This window comes from Novosphingobium sp. SG707 (assembly GCF_012275515.1).
GTDB lineage: Bacteria > Pseudomonadota > Alphaproteobacteria > Sphingomonadales > Sphingomonadaceae > Novosphingobium.
In genome coordinates this window covers 355,006-378,629 of the sequence record NZ_JAAZQL010000001.1, presented here as the reverse complement: position 1 = coordinate 378,629, position 23,624 = coordinate 355,006, and the positions used below count along the sequence as shown (strand labels likewise).

Sequence of the window (23,624 nt, the reverse complement as noted above, 5' to 3'; positions counted from 1 at the left end):
CCTTAGTGACTATCGCGGGGCAGGCCCTTGGTCTGGGCAATGCGCTGATATTTGACCGCGCTTTCGATCACCGCGCCGCCCGCGAATTGCCCCGTCTCGCGCCGGGCTATTTCGTGCCAAGGCGTCTGGCTTTCCGGGCCGGAAAAGGGATTTTTCGCGTTTTCAGCGCGGCGTCGATCCAGTTCCTCGTCGCTCACCAGCACATTCACGCTGCGGGTCTTCAGGTCGATGCGGACAATATCGCCCGTGCGCAGCAGCGCCAGACCGCCGCCCGCCGCCGCCTCGGGGCTGGCGTTCAGGATCGAAGGGCTGCCGCTGGTGCCCGACTGGCGCCCATCGCCGATGCAGGGCAAAGCGTCGATCCCGGCGCGGATGAGGGCGGCGGGCGGACGCATGTTGACCACCTCGGCCCCGCCCGGATAGCCCACCGGCCCGGCGCCGCGGATCACCAGAATCGAGCGGTCGGTGATGCCAAGGGCGAGATCGTCGATGCGCGCATGATAATCCTCCGGCCCGTCGAACACCACGACATTGCCCTCGAACGCCTCCAGATCATCCGGGTCGGCCAGATAGCGCGCGCGAAAAGCATCGGAAATCACGCTCTTTTTCATCACCGCCGCGTCAAACAGATTGCCCGACAGCACGGTCAGTCCCGCCGCAGGCTTCAAAGGCGCGGAGAGCGGACGGATCACATCCTCATCCTCGATCACCGCCTCGGCAATATTCTGCGCCACGGTGCAACCATTGACCGTCAACGCTTCGCCATCGAGCAGGCCCGCGCGATAGAGTTCGCCCATCACCGCCGGAACGCCGCCCGCACGGTAATAGTCCTCGCCCAGATATTCGCCCGCCGGCTGCAGATTGACCAGCAGCGGAATGTCGGCTCCATGGCTTTCCCAATCGGCCAGCGAAAGTTCGACGCCGACATGGCGCGCGATGGCGTTCAGGTGGATCGGCGCATTGGTGCTGCCGCCGATGGCCGAATTGACGCGGATGGCGTTGAGGAAGGCTGAACGGGTGAGAATGTCCGAAGGCTTGCGGTCGGCGCGCACCATTTCCACGATCTGGCGGCCGGTGTGATAAGCGCTTTCCGCGCGGTCGCGGTGGGGCGCGGGGATGGCCGCGTTGCCCGGCAGGCTCATGCCCAGCGCCTCGGTCAGGCTGTTCATCGTGGTGGCCGTGCCCATCGTGTTGCAAAAGCCCGTGCTAGGCGCGCTGGAGGCCACCAGCTTGATGAAGCCCTTATAGTCGATCTCGCCCGCCGCCAGCATCTGGCGCGCCTTCCACACGATGGTGCCGCTGCCGGTGCGCTCGCCCTTGAAATTGCCGTTCAGCATCGGGCCGACCGACAGGGCAATCGCGGGAATATTGACCGTTGCCGCCGCCATCAGACAGGCAGGCGTCGTCTTGTCGCAGCCGATGGTCAGCACAACGCCGTCAAGCGGATAGCCGAACAGCGTTTCGACCAGGCTGAGATAGGCCAGATTGCGATCAAGCCCGGCAGTGGGCCGCTTGCCGGTTTCCTGAATGGGGTGGCAGGGGAATTCGATGGGAATGCCGCCCGCCTCACGGATGCCGTCGCGCACGCGCTCGGCCAGCACGATATGATGGCGGTTGCAGGGCGAAAGGTCGCTGCCGGTCTGGGCAATGCCGATGATCGGGCGGTTGGACTGCAGTTCCTCCATCGAGAGGCCATAGTTGAGATAGCGTTCAAGATAGAGCGCGGTCATGTCGGGCGAGGCCGGATTGTCGAACCATGCGCGGCTACGCAGCGTTGGCTTTTGGGCATCGGACATCGCGTTTCAGTCTCCTTGTGTCTGGCAGCGTGTCTGGTGGCCCCATGCGATTCCCGCGCCGCGCCAGCTTGCTGTTGACGTCTATAAGCATATATATCATACAAAAGTAAAGCGCGAGGATGCATTCATGAGTAATTCCCTGATTCGATTGGGTTTGGTTGGGCTGGGCAAAATCGCCCGCGATCAGCATCTGCCCGCCATTGCCGAAAATCCACGCTTTGCCCTGACCGCCACGGCCGATCCGCAGGGCGCTCTGGAGGGCATTGCCTCCTATCCCACGCTTGATGCGCTGCTCGATGCGCGGCTCGCGCTGGATGCTGTCGTGCTGTGCACGCCGCCCTCGGTGCGCGCGGGGCTGGCGCAGCGCGTGCTGGAGGCCGGGCTGCATGTGATGCTGGAAAAGCCGCCCGCCGCCGGTCTCTCGCAGGTCGATGCACTGGTCCGGGCGAGCGCGGGCCGCACCATGCTGGCCACATGGCACAGCCGCGAAAGCGCCGCTGTCGATGCCGCCGCCGCATGGCTGGCCGCGCGACAGATCAAGGCCGTCCGCCTCAACTGGCGTGAGGATGTGCGCGTCTGGCATCCGGGTCAGGACTGGCTGCTGGCGGCGGGCGGCTTTGGCGTGTTCGACACAGCGATCAACGCCTTTTCGATTCTGACGCATATCCTGCCGCAACCGCTGGCGCTGGAAAGCGCGGATCTGGGCATCCCCGCCAACCGTCAGGCGCCGATGACCGCCCGCCTGACCATGCGCCATGCCGGGGCCGAGGTGGCCTGCGACCTGTCGATCCTGCACCCTGGCGCGCCGCAATGGGATATTGCCGTCGACACGGACGCGGGCCTGCTGCAACTGACGCAGGGCGGCCAGCGGATGACCATTGACGGCAAGGCGCAGGAGGTGGCGCCCGATGCCGAATATCCGCGGCTCTATGCCCGCTTTGCCCGGCTGATCGATGCGGGGCAGAGCGATGTCGATGCCCGGCCCCTGACGCTGGTGGCCGATGCGATGATGCTGGGCAGCCACCATTCTCTCCCCCCTTTCGAGTTCTGACGCCATGACCAGCTCTTTTCCCCCGCTAGACCGCCGCCGTGTCCTTGCCGCCTCGCTGGCGGCGGCCTCGGGCCTTGCCTGCGCCGATCAGGCGCTGGCCAAGGCCGCCGTCCAGACGCCCCCGCCCACCCCCACCCCATCGCCACGCCGCGAAGTGGTGCTCGACGATGGCTGGCGCTTTCACCTTGGCCATGCCGCCGATCCGGCGCGCGATTTCGGTTTCGGCAATTGGGGGCGCACCTATGCCAAGCCAGGCTTTGATGTGGCCGAAACGGTCAAACCCGATTTCGACGACAGCGGCTGGGAAGCGGTGCGCGTGCCGCATGACTGGGCCAGCGCGCTGCCCTATGCCCCGCCCGCCACGATGGAAAAGGGGCGCGAGGATTTCATCGCGGGCCATGGTTTCCGCGCCATCGGCCGCGATTTTCCGCAGAACAGCGTGGGCTGGTATCGCCGCACCCTGCCTGTGGGCGCGCAGGACAAGGGCCGCGCGGTCTGGCTGGAATTTGACGGGGTGTTTCGCAATGCGGTGGTGATCGTCAACGGCTATATCGCGCATGAGAATGCGGGCGGCTATGCCCCGTTCCGTGTCGATATCGCCGACTACCTCAATTATGACGACAAGCCCAATCTGCTGGTCATCCGCGTCGATGCCAGCCTTGGCGAAGGCTGGTTTTACGAGGGCGCGGGCATCTATCGCCATGTCCGGCTGGTTTCGGCCGCGGCGCAGCATATCCCGCAGTGGGGCATCTGCGTGCGGGCCGAGCCGCGCGGGCAAGGCGCCATTGTCTCGGTTTCCACCGATCTGGTCAATCTGGGCGCGCAGACGGCAGTTCAGCTTCGCCACCGGGTGATGGCCCCCGATGGCGGCGTGGCGGCGGCGGGAGATGGTCCTGCCGTCGCTGTTGCCGGCAAGGCAGTGGTAAACCGCTCAATCACCATCCCCCGCGCGCGGCTGTGGTCGGTGAAGGACCCCGCGCTCTATCGCCTGATCAGCGAAGTGATCGTGGGCGGCGAAGTGGTGGACCGGGTCGAAACACGCTTTGGCGTGCGGAGCTTGCGTTTTGACGGGCATCAGGGGTTCTTCCTCAATGGTACGCCGGTCAAATTGCTGGGCGTATGCAACCATCAGGATCACGCGGGCGTGGGCACGGCGATCCCCGATGCGCTGCACCGCTGGCGCGTGGCGCAGATGCAGGAGATGGGCGCCAATGCCTGGCGCAGCGCGCATAATCCGCCCTCACAGGCCCTGCTCGACCTGTGCGACGAGATGGGGATGATGATGATCGCGGAAACCCGCCTCAACAACACCAGCCCCGAGGCGATGGACGAGCTGGACCGGATGATCCTTTCCAGCCGCAACCATCCCTCGATCATCCTGTGGTCGGTGGGCAATGAGGAAGGGCATCAGGGCGCCCCGCGCGGGCGCAATATCTCGGCAAAACTGGCTGCGCGCTGCAAGGAACTGGACCCCACGCGCCAGACCACGCAGGCCATGGACAATGGCTGGTACGAGGATGGCGCGGCGCGCGCGGTCGATGTGGTGGGTTTCAACTATCGCACCGACAAGATCGCCGGTTTCAAGGCCAAATATCCCGACACGCCGGTGATCGGCACGGAAACCGCCAGCACTGTCGCCACGCGCGGCGAATATGCCAATGATGCCGCGCGCCATATCGTGCGCGCCTATGACACCGAGGCGCCATGGTGGGCCAGCACCGGCGAGGCGTGGTGGAGCATCGTGGCCAGGGACCCCGGCATTGCGGGCGGCTTCATCTGGACCGGCTTTGACTATCGCGGCGAGCCCACGCCCTATGCGGCATGGCCATCGGTTTCCTCCTATTTCGGGGTGGCCGACATCTGCGGCTTTCCCAAGGACAATTACTATTATTATCGCGCATGGTGGCGGCCCGAATTGCCGCAGGTCCATCTGTTGCCCCACTGGAACTGGGCCGGGCGCGAAGGCCAGCCCATCGAGGTATGGGCGCATGGCAATTGCGCGCAGGTGGAATTGCGGCTGAACGGGCGCGGGTTTGGGCGCAGGGAGATGCCGCGCAATGGCCATCTGACATGGTCGGTTCCTTATGCGCCGGGCGTGCTGGAGGCGGTGGGCTATGACGCGCAGGGGCGGATCACCGCGCGCGACAGGCGCGTGACGGCGGGCGCTCCGTCCACGCTTCGCCTGTCGGCCAATGCGGCGCGTTTGCGCGCCGATGGTGCCGATATGGCCATCATCCGCGCCGAAGTGTTCGACCGGGCGGGCCGTCCCGTGCCCACCGCCGCCGTTCCCATCCGCTTTGCCCTTTCGGGGCCGGGGCGCGTGCTGGGCACCGGCAATGGCGATCCCACCGACACCACGCCCGACCACAGCCTCGAGCGCCGCACCTTCAACGGGCTGGCGCAGGTTCTGGTTCAGGCGGACAGGAGCGCCGGACAAATAACCCTGACCGCGCAGGGCGAAGGGCTGGCCCCGGCCCGCCTCGACCTGTTTGCGCATACGATCTGAAAGAGCAAAACCCATGGCCCTTGGACTTCTTGCCGCCGCGCTGCTGGCTTCGGCCGCGACACCGGCCGCGCCCAAACTCTATCTGGGCGCCGATCTGTCCTTCACCAATGAAATGGAGGATTGCGGCGCGGTCTTTCGCGAGGGCGGCAAGCCCGTCGATCCCTTTGCGCTGATGAAGGCGCATGGCGGCAATATCATGCGCGTGCGCATCTGGAACGCGCCGGGCTGGACCAGATACAGCACCTATGAGGATGCGCTCAAGACGATCCGCCGCGCCCATGCGGCAGGCCTGGAGGTGCTGCTCGATTTCCATTATTCCGACGATTGGGCCGATGGTGAAAAGCAGATCGCGCCCGCCGCATGGGCCAAACTTTCCACCGACGATCAGGTCAAGGCGCTGCATAATTACACGCGCGAAATCCTCGACCGTCTGGCCGCCGAGGGGCAATTGCCCGCCTTTGTTCAGGTGGGCAATGAAACAAACCCGGAAATGCTGGGCGGCACCAAGGACGGCAAAATCAACTGGGAACGCAATGCGCGATTGATCAACGCAGGCGTTGCCGCCGTGCGCGAGGCGGCCAAGGCCCATGCCCATCCGATGAAAGTCATGCCGCATATAGCCCAGCCGGAAAATGTCATCGGCTGGTTCGACGATGCGACGGCGGCAGGCGTGATGGATTATGACATCATCGGCATCAGCTATTATTCCAAATGGTCGAAATACAACCTCGCGGGCCTGGGCAAGGTGATCGATGCCGCCCACAAGCGCTATGGCGCCGATGTCTGGGTGGTGGAAACGGCCTATCCCTTTACCAATGACTATGGCGACACCACGCCCAACCTGCTGGGTTCGGATTCGGCCCTGCCCGAATATCCCGTCACCCGCGAGGGGCAGGCCCGCTATATGGAGGACCTGACGAAACTGGTGGTGGCCAATGGCGGCAATGGCGTGGTCTATTGGGCGCCCGACCGGGTTTCGACCGGATGCAAGACGCGCTGGGGCGTGGGATCGGATTGGGAAAATGCCGCATGGTTCGACATTAAGCGGCATGAGGCGCTGCCCGTCATGCGCTTTATGGAAATGACGCGGAAATAAGCCAAAACCGGCGCAACCGAAAAGGGCCGCGAGGGATTAATCCTCGCGGCCCTTTTGCTGTGAGAGAGGGCGGAAGGGCCGCCGGGAGAAGGATGGTCCCCCGGAGGCCCTTTCCATCAGAACTTGACGGTCACATCGGCCAGATAGCTGGGGCCATACTTTTCATAACGGGCGATCTGATTGGGATCGTTGGCGTAATAGAAGCGCGCGGCCTGATTGGTCAGGTTGTTGGCCTGAACGCGCAGGGAGATCGCCTTGGTGATCGCATAGGACACGCTGGCGCCCACAATCGTCTCGCTTTCCATCCGCGTCAGCTTCGAGGCGTCCCAACCGAAGATCACAGTCTGGGGGCTGTGATGCTTGATGCCGATGCGCGCATCCACGCCATGGCCCGAATACCACAGGTCGAACTGGCTGGTAAATTTGGCCATGCCCACGGCGGGCAACGGATTATAGGTGGGCGTCATTTCCTTCAGGTTCGAATCCACCAGCGCGGCATTGGCATAGACCCCGAAGTTCGACAGGCCCGGCACAAACCAGAAGGGGGTGGAGACCGACAGCTCTGTGCCCGCAAGATAGCCGCCCTTGCCATTGGCAGGGCCGGTGATCGTATAGGTCGTGCCCCCGACATTGGCCGGATATTGGGTATAGCCGACATTGCTGTCGACATCCTTGTAATAGCCCGCCAGCGCGATCACCGCATCCTTGTGGAAGTAATATTCAAGGCTGAGATCACCCTGCGTCGCCATGAAGGGCTTGAGGTTGGGATTGCCCGCGCTTCCCGAAAGGTAGGAGGGCGGATAGTAGGACAGGTTCTGACTGGCGCGCAATTCGTCGAGCGGCGGGCGGCTGAGCACCCGCGCCACACCCGCGCGCAGCTTGAGGTGATCGTTCAGGTCGAAATTGAGGTTGAGGCTGGGCAGCACGCGGAAATAATGGTTGGGCGCATAGACCGGATTGTAGGTCGTGACATTGGCGCTGCCGTTCCACGATGTCACGCCCTGATAGGCGCTCGATCCGGTCGACACATCGACCATGCGCACGCCCAGATTGCCGTAATAAGGCACAGCGCCCAGACTACCCGCCAGTTCGGCCATCGCATAGGCCTCGAAATCATCCTCGCGCACGCGCCAGTACTGGGTCTTGTCCTGCGTCGCGGTGTTCAGGTTGAGCGAGGAAATCGCGTCATAATTGGCATAGAGCATGTTGGGGAAGCTGAAGCCGCCGCCAGTGATATTGAAAGACGAGAAATTGGGCGTGGTTGTCAGATTAACCGTGCCGCCGGTCAGCGAGTTGAAGCTCTTGATGCGGTTGGAATAGCGCAGACCGGCATTGAGCGCGGTGACGATGCCGCCATGCAGTTTGTAATTGAAATCCAGCGCCATGGCGCCCAGCGCATCGACCAGCCTTTGCGGCCCGGTCAGGCCTGTGCCCGCATAGGACTGGGCCGAGGCGGCGGTCACATCGGTGGCCGTCGAGATCGAAGGGACGACGCCTGCGGCGGTGTTGAAGGTCACGCTCTGGGGCCAGACGTTCCATTCCTGCGCGGCCCATGCGTTGTTGCGGCGCGCCTGCGAATAGGAAGCGTCAAACTTCACCGTGACATCATCGGCGCGGTAACGGGCATTCAGGCCCGTCGCCAGCAGGTTCTTGTCCTCGGTATATTTGGCGATCACATTGGTGACGGTGGTCTTGTAATTGCCCACCGTGGCGCCAACGATATCGTTGCCCGCCAGAGTGAACTGGCCCGCGCCATAGGTGTCATCGGGCAAGGTGCCGCCCCAATCGCCCCAGCCGCCATGCCATTGCTGGAACTGGTTCTCGTTGATCTTCACATTGGAATAGAGGAAATCGGCGTTCACGTCCCAGTGATCGTCCGGCTTCCACTGCAGGCCCGCGCTGGTGCTCCAGCGCTCCTCGATCAGCGCCTTGACCTCGGCCTGCGCGCCCCACGGGGCGTTGACGGACTGGCCGTTATAGGTGGGCGGGCTGTTGCCGGCGTCGGCATTGTTATAGCCCCAGCCCTGGAACGAGGAATAGCCGTTCTTCTGTTTCTGATAGGTCCCGCCCAGCGAGAGGCCCAGCGTGTCGGTCAGGCGCGTGATATATTGCACACTGCCGCGCGTGCCCACATTGTCATAATTGGGAATGCGGAAGCCGGGATCGTTCATCTGGGCCCCGGCGCGCATGATGAAGTGCGGCCCGACATAATCGAGCGGGCGGATCGTGCGGATGTCGATCGTGGCGGCCACACCGCCCGCGATCAGATCGGCGCCCTGCGATTTATAAACGGTCACGCCCGACACGGCTTCGGAAGGATAGATTTCCCAGCGGACATTGCGGTCCGGCTCGGAGGAAGCCACTTCGCGCCCGTTGACCAGACCCAGCACCAGACGGGGGCCGAGGCCACGCACCGAAGCCTGGCTGGCATTGCCGCGGTCGCGCGTGGCCGTCACGCCCGGCAGGCGGGCCAGCGCATCGGCGATGGTCACATCGGGCAAGACGCCGATATCCTTGGAGGAAATCGTCTCGGTCACGACGGCCGAGGCGCGCTTGGCCGAGATGGCGTCGCGCAGCGAGGCGCGCAGGCCGGTAACGACAATATCCTGCGGCGCCGGGGCCTCATCGGCCGCCCAAACCGGGCTTGCGGCCACAGCCAATGCCAGAGCGCTCACCATTGCGGCGCCATATGTTTTGCGAATCACGAATACCCTCCCTTAAGGCCTGGCGTTAATCGTTTTGGAATCTCATTTATCTTATAAATAAGGTCATACGTATGGGGCTGTCAAGAATGCAGACACCATAAGCAGACGATCCCGGACGAAAGCCCGCCCAACTGTGGCAAGGATGACCCGGCCCTATGGTGGATCGGTCACAGGTAATCGCCGAAGGAAAGGTGCTCAGGGATCAGGCCCCGCCTCCGGCAACCTGTTGATGAACAAGCGGAAGTCCGCAGGATTCCCGCCCGCGCCGACCTGATCGTCGGTGGTTCTCATCATAGCCAGTGTGCCTCTCAGGGATCAGGGCAAGGCGCCCGGCCCGAAAGCCCCCTTCCGCACAAAGAAAAAGGGGCCGGCCCGAAAGCCAACCCCTTGCTCTTGTCAGAAAGACCCGAAGCGCGATCAGAAGACGATGCGCGCCCCGCCGCCAAAGCGGAACAGCCCATTGTTGCCCACGCCGCCGTCGGCGTTGATCTGCACCGACTGGCTGATCGTGAAGCGCAGACCGGCGCTGGCCTGAATACGATCGGCGGCCAGGCCGCTGCCCTTGAGCGAGAAGGCGATCGGATCGGCAACCTGCGTTGCGCCGACCAGGGTCTGCCCCTTGCCGAAGGCATGGGTGTAGCCCAGATCGACATAGCCGCCCACCACTTTGGAGAAGCCATAGTCGAACTTGGCGCGCAGACGGCCCAGTTGCTGGTTGCGGTTCATCGCACCGATGGTGAACAGGTCGAGCGGGCTGGCCGTGACGCTGCTTTCGGTGAAGGCCTTGGTCTTCTGCGTCATGCCCATATATTCCGCAGTCAGGTCGAGCGTGAGCGCGCCATGGCTCTTGAGATATTCAAGCCCGCCGCCATAGGTCGTCGTGCTGGCACCATTGGCCGTATAATCGGCCACGCCGGTCAGCATGACGCGCTTGCCGTGCGCCGAATAGGTGCCATAGGCAAAGCGACCGAACAGACGCAGCGCCTGATCGCGGGTCAACGGAGCCGAGAAGCCCGCGGCGAACTGGTCGCCCGGCATCGAACCCGTCAGATAGTCGTTCGAGTAGTTTCCGTTGGTGTGGCTGTAGGTCACATTGAGCTGGGCAAACTTGAGATCGCCCGAGAAGCCGATGTTGTAGGCCATGCCGCGATGCTTGTTCCAGGTGTCGCCCGCAACCTTGACGCCGTCCATGCCGCTGCGCTCGATCGAGCCGGTGGCCCGGATGTGGCCGGGGTTCAGCTTCTGATAGCCCCCGACCTCGGCCAGACCGTCCAGCGAAGCCAATTGCATCTGATCGAGGATCGAGCCATAGCCCTGCGGCGACCAGCGCTGGAAGACGCTGGCGGTGTTCGCCCCGCCTGCGGCCAGAGCCGAGGTCAGCGCGCCCAGCAGATTGCCGCCGTAATATTGCGGCGTGCCGCCGGTCGAATTGACCAGCATCGTGCTCAGGATCGCCTTCTGGTTGTCGCTCGTGGCAACCGCGGCCGTGAAGCTGGCGGGCGTATAGCTGCCCAGACCATAGACCGTGCCGTTCGACAGGTTGAGCGCCACCGGCTGGGCAAAGTTGGACGTGACCACCGAGCCGAAGAAGCCCGAGGTCTTGCCCGGCGCGACCTTGAAGATCTGGATGCCCGAGCCCAGCGCAATGGCATAGTTGTTCGCGGGCAGCGACTTGGTGAGATTGAGCACCGAGGAGCCCGACAGCGCAAGGTTGCCGGTCACGATGATCTGGTCATACCCGTCGGTGGCGCCCGCCCCGGCATTGCCGTCGATCTGCATCACGGCGCTGGAATTGTTGCCGAAATTCAGGTTGCCGAAGGTGAGCACGCCCGGCGAGTTGCCCGGCGCGATCGTGCCCGCCGTGGTGCCGCCCACGAAGGTGTTGCCGGTGATCGAGCCGTTACCGGTGATCGAGCCGCTGTTGATGACATAGGTGTTGGCGGAAGTCACCAGACCCGAGGTCGCACCGCTCTGGCCCAGATCGATGCCATTGCCCATGTGCAGCAGCGTGCCTGCGACATTGACCGTGGTGCCGGTGATGGCACCCGACAGGTTCACCGTCGAATTGGCCAGCGTCACCGTCGGGGCAACGATGCTGCCGGTCTGGGTGATGTTGAGCGTGGTTCCGGTGTTGGTGCTGAACGTGCCAGAGGTGGAGCTGCTCTGGCCGCTCAGGTTGAAGGTGCCGCTCGACACCGCCACATTGCCCGTGCCCTGCACCGCGCCGCTGAACGAACCGCCATTGGCCAGCGTCAGCAGGTTGGTGCCGATGTTCAGCACGCCGCTGCCGGTCAGATTGTGGATCGTCTGGTTGGCCTGCAGGGTCAGCGTGCCGGGCGTGTCGATCTGCACATTGAGCGCATGATCGAGCAGGTCGGCCGTGGCCACCGTCACGCCGCCAAAGTGGATCGAGAGCGCGCTGGGAGCAAAGCTGTCGACTCCGCCGTTCAGCGTGAGAACGCCGGTGCCGTATTTCTGCACCGTGCCCGTGCCGTTGATGACGCCCGAATAGGTGCCGTTGGCGGTCTGGTTGATGTTGAAGGTGCTGGTGCCGTTGAGCGTGATCGTGCCGCCCGCGCCCGAGAGCGAGCCGGTGGTCAGCGTGGCATTGTTGCTGGTGACCAGGCTGCCCGCATTCTGGGTATAGGCATTGGCCACATAGAGGTCGGCCTTGGCGGCAATTGCGCCGCTGTTGGTCAGGCTGTCGAACTGATAGGTGTTGCCCGCATTCAGCGTCAGCGTGCCGCTGTTGGTGACATTGTGGTCAACCAGCAGCGAGGACGAGGCGGTGAAAGTGCCCGCATTGTTCAGGCTGCCCAGTTCCGAGAGCGTCCCGGCATTGAGGTTGACCGTGCCGCCCGCGCTGTTGGCCGCAGCCCCGGTGACCAGCAGGACGGAGTTGACGTTGAGCATCCCCGCATTGCTCAGGCTGCCAAAGCTGCTGCCGCCCGTGGTGCCCAGATTGGCGGTTGCCGAGGCCCCGTTGGTGAACAGACCCGCCACCTGCAGCACACCTTGTGAAGTCAGCGTACCGGTGTTGTTCAGCGCGCCGCCGATCGTGCCGGTGGTGCCCTGAGCGAAAGTGAGGGTGCCTGCGTTCGACACATCGCCGGTGCTGGTCAACGCGCCGTTGATGCTGGTGGTGCCCCCGGCATTGTTGGTCAGCGAGGCGAGCGACAGGGCGGCGTTGACCGTGGTCGTGCCGCTGTTGCTCAACGAATGGATCGTGTCGTTCGTGCCCGCAATCAACGTGCCCGCCGCGCCCACGGTCACATCCAGACTGTCGGCAAAGGTGGCGCCCGGCGTGGTATCGACGGTGCCGCCATTGATGGTCAGCGGCCCCGTGAAGGTGCTGGCCCCGCTCAGCAGCAGCGTGCCGTTGCCGGTCTTGGTCAGCGCCCCGCCGCCGGTGAAAATGCCCTGATAGAGCGAATTGCCCGACTGGTTGAGGTTGAGCGTGGCATTGCTGCCCAGATTGACCACACCGCTCGTCGCGCCCAGCAGATAGGGCGTGTTGATGGTGCGCGTGGTGGCGCCGCTGCCGTCCGCCAGCACATTGAGGCGACCATCGACCTGCGTATAGGCGCTGGTGGAGAGATCCGCCGACAGATTGGTTACGCCGCCCACGTTGGTGTAGAGCGAGGTGATCCCCTGATTGGTCAGCAGGTTGAGCACGGGCGCCGCGCCGTTCTGCTGGGGATTGACGTAAAGCGCCATGTTGCTGCTCAGCGCATTGGCGCTGGCAACGTTGAGCGAGCCGTTGGCCACTTCAAGAAGCGAGGCCATCACGCTGCCCTGGCCGCCGTTCAGCGTCAGGGCCGCCGCGCCATACTTAAAGATGCTGGCGGTCGAGGCATTGCCGCTGAGCGAGCCGATGGCGCCGTAATAGGTGCCGTCGGTGGTCTGGTTGATGGCCCAGCCCGTGCTGTCGCCCAGCAAGACCGAGCCGCCCGCGCCCGAGAAGCTGCCCGTGTTCATCACCAGATGATCGGCCAGCGAGAGCGTACCGGCATCCTGCACATAGGCGCCCGAGACGGACAGATTGTCCGAAACGTTGATCGTGCCCGAATTGTTCAGGCTGCCGAACGCGGGCGCCGAGCCCAGATGCAGGTTGAGCGTGCCGGTGGCGCTGTTGGTGGCATTGCCGGTCACGGTCAGCGGCGTATAGGCGTCGATCAGCCCATTGTTGAGCATCGCGCCGAACTGGCTGGTGCCGTTGTTGGCATAGATGCCCGAACCCAGCGTGGCGGTGCCGGTGGTGTCATTGGTGAACAGGCCCGCCACGCTCAGCGTGCCGCGCGAGCGCAGATCGCCGGTGTTGACGAGGTTGCCCGCAAGGTTCTCCACCGAGCCGGTGCTGAAGCGGGTCGTGCCTGCGTTGCTGACGTCGCCCGATGCGTTGAGGGTGTTATAGACCTGCGTATAGCCGGTCGAGGTCGTGTTCAGCGTGGTCAGACCGATGGTGGCGCCGACATAGGTATAGCCGCTGTTGTTGACCGAGTGGATCGTGTCATTCGTGCCCAGATAGAGGCCCGCATTGGCCGCGACCGTGGCGTCGAGCGTGTCGGCAAAAGTGCCGCCCGCCGAGGTGTCGATCCAACCCGCATTGACCGTGAGCGGCCCCGCAAAGGTGCTGGCCCCGGCAAGGCTGAGCCCGCCGTTGCCGGTCTTGGTGAGAGCGCCGGCGCCCGAGAAGACGCCCGCATAGAGCGAATAGCCCGACTGGTTGATGACCAGCGTGTTGGCCGCGCCCTGAAGGCCGCCCAGATTGACATTGCCGGTCGAGGCGCCGCTAAATCCTGCCGTGTTGATCGTGCGCGTGGCTGCCGTTTCCACGGCCGGATTGCCCGAAACCGTGCCGATCACATTGAGCAGGCCGTTGTTGATCACCGTGCTGCTGGTGGTCAGATCGGCGACAAGGTTGGTCGTGCCATTGTTGAGCAAGCCCAGGATCGACTGGTCGCCCAGCAGCGTGAGCGTTCCCGCCGCATCGGTGCGCACCGGCAGAGCGCCGCCCAGAATGCCCGCGTTCTGAACGGTCACGCCGCCCTCATGAACGATCAGCTGGCCCGGCGTAAAGCTGTTCGCAGCGCCCGCCAGAGTCAGCGTGGCCGCGCCCTGCTTGTAAACGCCGCCCGTGCCGGTCACCACGCCCGCATAGGTGCCGTCGGCCGACTGGTTGATGGTGAAGACATTGCCCGTGCCGTTCAGCGTGACGGTGCCGCCCGCGCCCGAGAAGCTGCCCGTGGTGAGCGTCTTGCCGCCGGCGACGGTCAGCGTGCCCGCATTCTGGGTATAGGCGCCCGACACGTTGAGCGAGTCGTTGACATTGACCGTGCCCGCATTGGTCAGGCTGCCGAACTGGCCCTGCGACCCGGCGTTGAGGGTCAGCGTGCCCGTGCCATTGTTGGTCACGGCATGGGTCACGGTCAACGGAGACGAGGCGGTCAGCGTGCCGTTGTTGGTCAGGCTGTCAAGCAGGGTCCAGCCCGCCGAACCCAGCGTGGCGTTTGCGCCCAGCGCATTGGTGAACAGGCCCGAAACGGTCAGTTGCCCGGCCGAAGTCAGCGCACCCGTGTTGTTCAGCGCGCCGCCGATCGAGCCGGTCGAGCCCGACGCAAAACCCAGCGTACCTGCATTCGACACATCGCCCGAGCTGGTCAGCGAGCCGTTGACCGTGGCATTGCCGGTGGCATTGTTGGTCAGCGTGGCAAGATTGAGACCGGCATTCACCGTGGTGGTGCCGCTGTTGCTCAGCGAATGGATCGTGTCATTCGTGCCGACCACATAGGTGCCTGCCGCGCCCACCGTCACGTCCAGCGTATCGGCAAAGGTGCCGCCTGCGGTGGTGTTGATCGTGCCGCCGTTGATGGCCAGCGGGCCGGTGAAGGTATTTGCCCCCGCCAGATTGAGCAGGCCCGCGCCGGTCTTGGTCAAGCCGCCCGCGCCCGAGAAAATGCCGCTGTAGGTCGAGGTGCCCGACTGGTTGATGACCAGCGTGTTGGCCGTGTTGTAAAGGCCGCCCAGATTGACATTGCCGCTCGAGGCGCCGCCAAAGCCGGAGGTGTTGATCGTGCGCGTGGCCGCCGTCTCGCTCAACATGTCGCCCGACAGCGTGCCCACCACATTGAGCAGGCCGTCATTGGTGACCGTCCCGGTGGTGGTCAGATTGCCCGAAAGATCCCAGATGCCGCTCGCATTGTTGGCGGCGCTGGCCGCCGAGACATTGGCCAGTTGCCACAGCGTACCGGTCGACTGGTTGGTCACGCCGCCCGTAAGCGTGGTCGAGCCCAGCAGCGAGAGCCCGCCCGAATTGGTGATCGAGTTGGCCGACAGCGTGTTGCCGAAAGTGGTGGTGCCCGCGTTATTGATAGCGGTCGCCGTGGTGGCGCCAGCGGCCACCAGCAGGCCGCCCGCCGCGACATTGACCGTGGTCAGCGCCTCGGCGCCGCCCAGCACGAGGCTGCCCCCGTTGACCTGCACCGAACCGCCCGAAACGGCGTTCATCAGGCGCCCGCTGGTCGTGCCATTGGTGGTCGAAACCTGACCCGCATTGACGGTAATGCCGCTCAGGTTGTTCTGCGCCGACAGCAGCAGCGAGCCAGCATAGCCATTGGCGGCGTCATTCACCGTCAGCGTGCCGCCGGAGATCGCGCCCTGCATCACCGCATCAAAGCTGGTGCTGCCGTTGGTGGCGGCGCCGCTGTTGTGGAGCACGGCGATCTTGCCGTTAAGGCCGCTCAGGTTGATCGCATTGAGGAAATTGACCGAGCCGGTGGCGTCAACCGCGTCCGAGCCGAACACCAGCGTGCTGCCCGTGGTGACAAAACCGCCCGAATTCCAGGTGAGCGCGGGGCCGACGCCACCGTTGATCGAGCCCAGATTGACGGTCAGCCCGCCCGAGGTGGCCGCAAAGCCGCCGCTGCCTGCCCAAGAGACGTTGTTGGGCTGGCTGCCCACCGCGCGGCTGAAGGTGCCGCCCGAGAGGAGCACACCGGCCGAGCTGGTCGAAAGGCCCGCGCCGATCGTGCCTGAACCGTCGAACAGGATGTGGCTCATGGCATTGATGCCGGTGCCGTCCTGCGCTTCGAGCGTGGCGCCCGAAATCTCGGTCGTGCCCGAATAGGTGTTGGCGCCAAGGAACTGCACCGTGCCGCCGCCCACGATCTTGAGCGACGCGCCGCTGCCCGCCGCGATCGAGGCCGTGCCGATGCTCGATGCGCTGTCATCCGCGATGGAATCGTAGAAAGTGATCGTGTTGCCCGTGCCCGGCTGAAGGGTCACATTGCTGCCGGTCATGATGAACATGTCCGCGCCCGCCGCTTGCCCTGCCGCGCCGCCATTGTTGCTCGACCCGGCGATGGCCGCGTTGTTCTGGAAAATGCCGTTGCCCTGCAGCACCAGCGTGCCGCCGCTGCGCACAAAGATCGCGCCGCCAAAGCCCGAGCCGCCGCCGCCGCCCGACGTGCCCGTCGAACCGACGCCGCCGCCGAAACCGGCCGTGCCGCCCGTGCCGTCCGCGCCCGCGATGCTCTGGCCGCCCGAGCCTCCCGCGCCGCCAAGGCCGCCCGAACCGCCGCCCGCGCCAAAGCCGCCCGCGCCGCCCGCACCGCCCGCGCCGCCCGCGCCGCCGTCGGTCTGGGAAAGCGCGCCCGCGCCGCCCGAACCGCCCTGGCCGCCAGCGCCGCCGCCATAGAAGGTCGAACCGGCGCCGCCATTGCCGCCCTGGCCGCCCGCGCCGCCATGGGCCACCGTGCCGTTGGCCAGCGCGATGTTCCACGTCACCAGCGCCAGAATGTCATCGGCCAGCGTCACGCCATCGACCGCCGCGCGCGCCACCTTGATTGCCGATTCGGCGAAATTGGGGGTGAACTGGGCCAGCGCCGCCGCCGCTTCGGAAATGTCAAAGCCCAGAGTGAGGGCATCATTGGCAACCGCCAGCGTCTGCTGGGCATTGAAGGGAACGCCCGCGCTGCCGCTGCCGCCCACGCCGCCGCGTCCGCCCGGCGCATTGGCGCCGTTCGAGGCATTGCGCCCGTTATTGCCCGGCGAACCTTCGCCATCGACGAAGATCGCGGAGAAGGCGCTGCCATCCGCGCCGCCGCTGCCATTGCCGCCCACGGTACCGATATAGGCCAGATTGTTCATCGAGCCGCCGGTGTTGAGATTGCCCGCCGCGGCGTCGATACGGTAGGAAACGGTGTTGTTGGCGGTGTTGATCGAGGTGATGACCGCATTGGCGGGCACATTGCTGCCCACCAGCAGATGGCCGACCATCAGGCCGGTGGTGGTGCCCACCGTCACGGTGCCCGTGCTGCCGCCGGTCTGGTTGACCGCCAGCACCGGGTTGAAGGTCATGATTTCCTTGCTGGCATTGATCGCCGACACACCGTTCGAGGCGATGACATTGCTCAGCGTGATCTGATTGGTGGTGGTGTTGATCGCGGTGATCACCGTCCCGTTGGGAATGCCAGTGCCCGAAACCGTTTCGCCCACGGCAAGGCCGGTGAGCGAATTGACCTGAACCACCGCATTGCCGCCCGTGTTCGAGATCAGCGGGCTGAAGGTTCCCTTGAAGGAATAGACCTGGCTCAGATCGACCTGATTCGACAGGGTGATCGCGCCGGTATTGGCATTGACCGCCGTGACGACCGTATTGGCCGGAACGCCATTGCCGGTGATGACCATGCCCACCTTGAAGCCGGTCATGCCCGCGATCGGGGTGATCGTGTTCGACAAGGTGCTGGTGGTGGCGGTGGCAAAGCGCGCCACGTTCACTTCGGTCACCGAAACGGCGGTGACGGTGACATTGGCCACCGCGTGATCCAGCGTGAAGCCGGTGATGACCGGGTTGCTGGGATCGGTCGAATCATAGGTGATCGATGCGATGGTGGCCGTGGTGCCGTCGGACAGGAAGACCTTCTGGCCGCGCTGGAGCATCGAGACATTGACCGAATTGCCCAGCGTCACCGTGGTGCTGGCCAAGGTCACAGTGCCGGTGACCAGATCCGAGGTGGGCAGCGCAATCGCATCGGCAAAGGTGATCAGGTTGAGCGCATTGCCATTGGCATCGACGCCCACATTGGTGATGCTGGAAATGGTCGAGCCGACGGTCCCGGCCACGCTGGCGCCATTGTTCTGCCCGGCCACGGCAACGCCCGCGCCCTGGGTGATCAACTGGTTGTCGCCGGTGGCGACCACGCCGGTCAGGTAGTACTGACCGTTGTTATAGGTAATCAGGCTGCTCGAACCGTTGGACAGCGAGGGGCGATAGATCTGGGCCGCGCTGGCGTCGGCCGTGACGCCCGTGACGGTGAAGGCGATGGGAGCGACCGAGGAGGTGGCGATGCCGCCGCCCTGCCCGCCCGTCACCGTGTTATTGGCAAAGCTGACGTTGTTGAGCGTGAGCGTGGCGCCATTGTCCACGAAGAACACACCGCCAAGGCCCGCGCCGCCGCCCGAACCATTGCCGCCCGCAGTGGCATAGTTGGTGAAAACCGTCTGGCTGCTGTTCGAGCCCACCGAGACGTTCGAACCGACCACCTTCGTGGGGTTGGCCGCCTGAAGCGAGGTGTCGCCCGAAACGACAAAGCCCGAGCCGCCGCTGCCGTTGGTGACATTGACCGGGGCGCTCTGGGCCAAAGCCGTGGCCGGAAGCGAAGCCATGGCACCAAGAGCCAGAATCGAGCTTGAGAGCAACCATCCACGACGCTGTTTCATCACTATCCACCTGTTCATAAGAAAACAAAACGAACAGGGCACAACAAAACCAGTCACGCCGACACAAGCCGGCGCGCACCAAGGAAAACCTTGTTGTCAGAACCACAGACTGGCCCGGCAGGCAAAGCACTGCGCAAATACGGAAGCGCATGCCGCCCGGCAGCCTCAATCACTGTATGGAATTGTCGCCCACTGTCCCCAAAAAATATTCAAACCCACCCACAGTAAACTGCAGGCGATCCCCATCCGGTTCGCACCGACGCATCGGAACGACTTATACCCTGCGATATAACCGGCGATTACGTCAGATTTGGTTAATTTTCACCTAGGTCGACTACCCATAAATTCCGCCTTCGCCATTTGCCGTGAAGGGGTGCAAGATTGAATTTAATGCATTGAATTATAAAAACATTTATTCCTTCGCAAACGCAGCATTGCGCCGATCGGGCCTATAAAATTCACCTTTTTGAACCTAAGGCAAATCGTACAGGGATAAAAAAGGCTGCGATTCTGGAAAGGCAGGCAGGCCCCGCGCCCGTTCCGTAACCGCACAGGCTCCGCCGGGCAGTATGGCAACTGTCGCGGCGGCGTCGGAGTTCTAATGCGCGCTCCCGGCGCCTATCTGCCCCTTGCGATAAAAGACCCCGTTCGTCCCTGCCTACAAGGCTAAAGCTCCATGGGAACGGCCCGGTGCCTCGTATGCAGGCTCTCGAATGCATCCGCTCGAACCGGTCGCAGGCATTGGCGACCAGCGTGGGATGCGCCGCCATGCCGCTATCGGACAGAGCGGCAGCCTATCGCGTCCGGCAATTCGGGGGCAGGCTCTGCTTCTCTTGTCCGCGCTGTACACATCCGCCCTAATGGGCATGAGCGGATGGAAGGCAGGCACAGCCGGTGGCCACCTCCGCCATAAAACGGCCCACCGCTTCATCACTCGATCAATCGGACTCGGTTCATCGCTTTGCGGCGGGGTTTTCAACAGGGCTGATCCTCCGGCCGCAACAGGCGCAAAACCTGCGTGATCCGGTCCGCAATGCCGAAATCGCACTCGGTTCGCCTCAAACTCTCTTTCCCCAACCACCGGCCGCACGCCCGCCTGCTGCGCGCCAAACATGCCCCACTGCGCAAAATCTCCAAGATGGGCCAATGGCTTACATTTTCCCCTTGCCCGGCGCCGGGCGGGCGGAGGCGCAGGCAGTGCCTTATTGCCGCTTATCCACCAAATAGTAATTTCTGTATTACTACGAGGTCGGCGATTAAAATAAAGAAACCAAGACCGTGCCATAATGGCATTAAAGGGAGAGAATAGGTTGGAATACTTAACTCGCAAATCGCTATGTGTTTGTACGAGTTGCAAGTTTTAATCCGATCATTACCGACCCGACAATATACCGCGATTTCGACGCCTTTCGCACTCTTTGCATCATCATTTTTATAAGGATCCACACATGACCGTCGTCCTGCGTATCGCCTCGCATGAAACTGGACGCCACGTCACAAAGAAGCTGCGAAAGGGAATGAACGACATCACGCTGCCCGCCGGCGCGCATGTCGAAGTGGTCGATTCCCAGAACCACAATGCCCTGCGCCCGGCCAAGGCCGAGTTTGCCCACGGCAAGCTGATCCTCGATTACAATCAGGGCGATGACGCCATCCAGCTGCGAATCGCGGGCGAGGCGATCGACGGGCTGGACAGCAAGGGGCCGCTGGATCTGAGCGCTATCAACACCGCCTTTGACAATGCGAATCCGGGCGAAGGCGCATGGGCCGCCGCAGATTGGGGCAATGCCGAAGCCGACGCGCAAGGCGCGGGCGGAAGCGACAATTCCGATGACCGCCATCATGGCCTGTCGGGCACACTGCTGCTCCTGCTGGGCCTTGGCGCGGCGGGCGGCCTCGCCGGGGCGCTGGCCGGCGGCGGCGGATCGGCGGCCGCACCGGCCACGCCGCCCACCGCCCCGATCGTCACGCTGGGCAATGGCGTGGGCACCAATGGCGCCAATGCCGCCGAAGCCACCCAGGCCAGCGGCGTTGTCACCGTCAATGCCGCTTCGGGCACGACCATCGACGTCACCTTCACCAATGGCACGCATACGCTGACCAAGACTGTAACCGGCACCGGTTCGGCGGTTGCCGTGGTGCTGACTTCGGCGGATCTGACCACGCTGGGCGATGGCGCGATTTCGGTCAGCGCCGTGGCCAAGGCCAATGGTCTGTCCAGCAGCGCGGCCACCAACAGCTTCACGCTGGACACCACCGGGCCCGCCGCACCCACGCTGGCGCTCTCCACCGACACCGGCGCCTCGGCCACCGACCGCGTGACCAGCAACGGTTCGGTCAGCGTCACGGCGGAAAACGGCAGCACGGTCGCGCTGACCTTCACCAATGGCAGCCACACGGTGACCAAATCCGTGACCGGCACGGGCAGCGCCCAGACCGTCACCCTGTCCTCGGGCGATATGGCCACCCTTGGCGATGGCGCGGTCAGTGTTTCGGCGGTCGCCACGGATGCGGCGGGCAATGCCGGTTCGGCGGGCACCCTGTCCTATACGCTCGACACTGTGACCGCCGTTGGCATCACCAGCCAGCCCATCCTGGTAGGCGGCGCACCGGTGCTCTCGGGCACGGCCGAAACGGGCGACACGGTGGTCGTCACCATCGCGGGCGCCACCTATCGCACCACGGCCACCGGCGGCGCATGGTCGGTCAATACCGCCACCGCCACGCCGACCAGCGGCACGCTGGCGCTCAACGCCAATGGCATCAACGCGGTGGGCGTGACCGCCACCGATGCGGCGGGTAATACCGCCACGGCTTCGCAGAACCTGCAGCTGGTCTCGTCCAGCTCGGGCGTGGTCAACACCAGCGCCACCAATGTCGCGGTGCAGGTCAACGCCATTGACGGCAATGTGCCGATCACAATCAACGCGCCCAACGCCACATCGCTGACCATCACCGGCAATCCCAACGGCAGCCCGGTCGATGTCACCGTCGCCGACAAGACCCCCGGCGCGGTCGATACCTATCCGCTGACGCTGATCACCAATGTTTCGCCCGCCGCCAATCCGGGCCAGCCCAACCTGCTGATCCTCGATTTCGCCTCGGCGCAGGATCGCGTGGTGCTTTCCTCGGCCAGCAGCGTACAGGGCTTTAACCAGATCGAGGTGCGCAACGGCACGCTTGACCTGTCGGGCGTCAATCTGACCGGAATCGTCAATATCCAGATCAACTCGGGCGTGGTCCTCACGCTGGCCCAGTTCGAGGCGCTGTCCTCGCTGGTCAGCCTGTCGGGTCTGGGGCAACTGACGATCCATCTCGACACGCAGAGCCAGATCAACGACCTCATCACCTTCCTGCAAAGTCCGGGCAATCTGTTCCTGATGGGCACCACGGTGACCGTCGAATATGGCAGCAACAACACCGTCATCAGCAACAGCACCGCGGCCAATCTGATTTCGGCGCTGAATTACCCCTCGATCCCCCAGATCAGCGGCGCGATCAGCGCGCTGCAGACGGCGGTGAGCGGCAACACTTCGGCCATTGCCCTGCTGATCAATGACGCCTCGGCCCATGGCGGCACGGCAACCACCGCCTCGATCACCGGCATTCAGGCTGCGCTCGCCGCGCTGCAGACGCAGGTGAACCAGCAGCAGCTCGATCTCAACGCCATTACGGCGCATAATCTGGATTCGCTCCAGACGCTGGTGGGCAATCTGTCCTCGGCGATGACCGCGCTGACCGCGCAGGTGAACACCCAGGCGACCCAGATTGCCGCCAACACCGGCAATATTGCCGCGCAGGCCACGCAGATCGCCGGGATTTTGACCAATATCGGCGCGCTGCAGACCGCCGTGTCGGCGCTGCAGACCGGCAACAGCAACAATGCCGCCGCGATCACTGCGCTGCAGGCCGCCCATGACAGCCTGAGCGCCACCGTTACGGCGCTGCAGACCACGCTCCAGCACGATATCGCCACGCTGCAGGGCGCCAATTACGCCAACGCCACCTATCAGGACATCGCCTCGCTCAGCGCCCAGATCGACGCGCTGAACAGCGCGGTCGCCGCCCTGCAAACGCTGGTGGGCCAGAGCAGCGTCGCCTCCCAAATCAGCGCCGCCATCGGCCACCCGACCAACGGCAGCGGCGCGGCCACCGGCCTGTGGGCCGCGATCGAAAGCGCGATCAGCACGGCGACGGCGGGTCTGCAAACGCAGATCAACGGGACGAACGCCAACCTTGCGCTGGTCATCGATGATTCCAGCACCCATGGCGGCACGCCCACACTCAATTCCATCGCGGGCCTGATGGCCGCGATCAACGTGCTGAACGGAGCGGGCGCCAATTCGGTCGCAGGGCAGATCACCGCCGCCCTCGGCCACCCCACCAACGGCAGCGGCCCCGCCACCGGCCTGTGGGCAGGCATCGAAAGCGCGATCAGCGCATCGGCCGCTACGCTGCAGACTGAAATCAACAGCACCAACGCCAATCTCGCGCTGGTCATCGACGATTCCAGCACCCATGGCGGGACTCCGACGCTTAATTCCATCGCGGGCCTGATGGCCGCGATCAATGTGCTGAACGGCGCAGGCGCTAACTCGGTCGCCGGGCAGATCACCGCCGCCCTCGGCCACCCCACCAACGGCAGCGGCGCGGCCACCGGCCTGTGGGCAGGCATCGAAAGCGCGATCAGCGCATCGGCCGCTACGCTGCAGACTGAAATCAACAGCACCAACGCCAATCTCGCGCTGGT

At 64.2% G+C, this 23,624-nt stretch carries 7 protein-coding genes; 4 read left to right on the top strand and 3 right to left on the bottom strand.

What is annotated here, in order from left to right; translation table 11 throughout:
* Positions 1 to 2: 2 nt before the first annotated feature.
* A complete protein-coding gene (locus FHW92_RS01450) occupies positions 3 to 1,796 on the bottom strand; it encodes an IlvD/Edd family dehydratase (protein WP_168601441.1) in 1,794 nt (597 codons plus the stop codon).
* 127 nt (positions 1,797 to 1,923) lie between these two features.
* On the opposite strand from FHW92_RS01450, the gene FHW92_RS01445 reads away from it, so the two are divergent.
* Genes FHW92_RS01445 through FHW92_RS01435 form a run of 3 tightly spaced genes read left to right on the top strand, consistent with a single transcriptional unit; the run spans position 1,924 to position 6,449 of the window.
* On the top strand, positions 1,924 to 2,847 hold the full coding sequence (locus FHW92_RS01445) for a Gfo/Idh/MocA family oxidoreductase (RefSeq protein ID WP_168601440.1): 924 nt from the start codon (positions 1,924 to 1,926) through the stop codon (positions 2,845 to 2,847).
* A 4-nt stretch (positions 2,848 to 2,851) separates the two neighbouring features.
* Entirely contained in the window at positions 2,852 to 5,353 is a 2,502-nt protein-coding gene (gene galA, locus FHW92_RS01440; protein WP_168601439.1) for a beta-galactosidase GalA, read from the top strand.
* A gap of 13 nt (positions 5,354 to 5,366) precedes the next feature.
* On the top strand, positions 5,367 to 6,449 hold the full coding sequence (locus FHW92_RS01435) for a glycosyl hydrolase 53 family protein (RefSeq protein WP_168601438.1): 1,083 nt from the start codon (positions 5,367 to 5,369) through the stop codon (positions 6,447 to 6,449).
* 116 nt (positions 6,450 to 6,565) lie between these two features.
* Here FHW92_RS01435 and FHW92_RS01430 read toward each other — a convergent pair whose 3' ends face one another.
* Entirely contained in the window at positions 6,566 to 9,154 is a 2,589-nt protein-coding gene (locus FHW92_RS01430; protein ID WP_168601437.1) for a TonB-dependent receptor, read from the bottom strand.
* 417 nt (positions 9,155 to 9,571) lie between these two features.
* Entirely contained in the window at positions 9,572 to 18,874 is a 9,303-nt protein-coding gene (locus FHW92_RS01425; RefSeq protein WP_168601436.1) for an autotransporter-associated beta strand repeat-containing protein, read from the bottom strand.
* 1,448 nt (positions 18,875 to 20,322) lie between these two features.
* Between FHW92_RS01425 and FHW92_RS01420 the strand changes: the two genes are divergently transcribed.
* On the top strand, positions 20,323 to 23,624 hold a 3,302-nt coding region (locus tag FHW92_RS01420), incomplete at its 3' end, for an Ig-like domain-containing protein (RefSeq protein WP_168601435.1).

Bases quoted from the DNA above. Each gene is read 5' to 3' on its own strand.
- FHW92_RS01450 (WP_168601441.1), bottom strand. From the start codon at position 1,796: ATGTCCGATGCCCAAAAGCCAACGCTGCGTAGCCGCGCATGGTTCGAC.
- FHW92_RS01445 (WP_168601440.1), top strand. From the start codon at position 1,924: ATGAGTAATTCCCTGATTCGATTGGGTTTGGTTGGGCTGGGCAAAATC.
- galA (WP_168601439.1), top strand. From the start codon at position 2,852: ATGACCAGCTCTTTTCCCCCGCTAGACCGCCGCCGTGTCCTTGCCGCC.
- FHW92_RS01435 (WP_168601438.1), top strand. From the start codon at position 5,367: ATGGCCCTTGGACTTCTTGCCGCCGCGCTGCTGGCTTCGGCCGCGACA.
- FHW92_RS01425 (WP_168601436.1), bottom strand. From the start codon at position 18,874: ATGAAACAGCGTCGTGGATGGTTGCTCTCAAGCTCGATTCTGGCTCTT.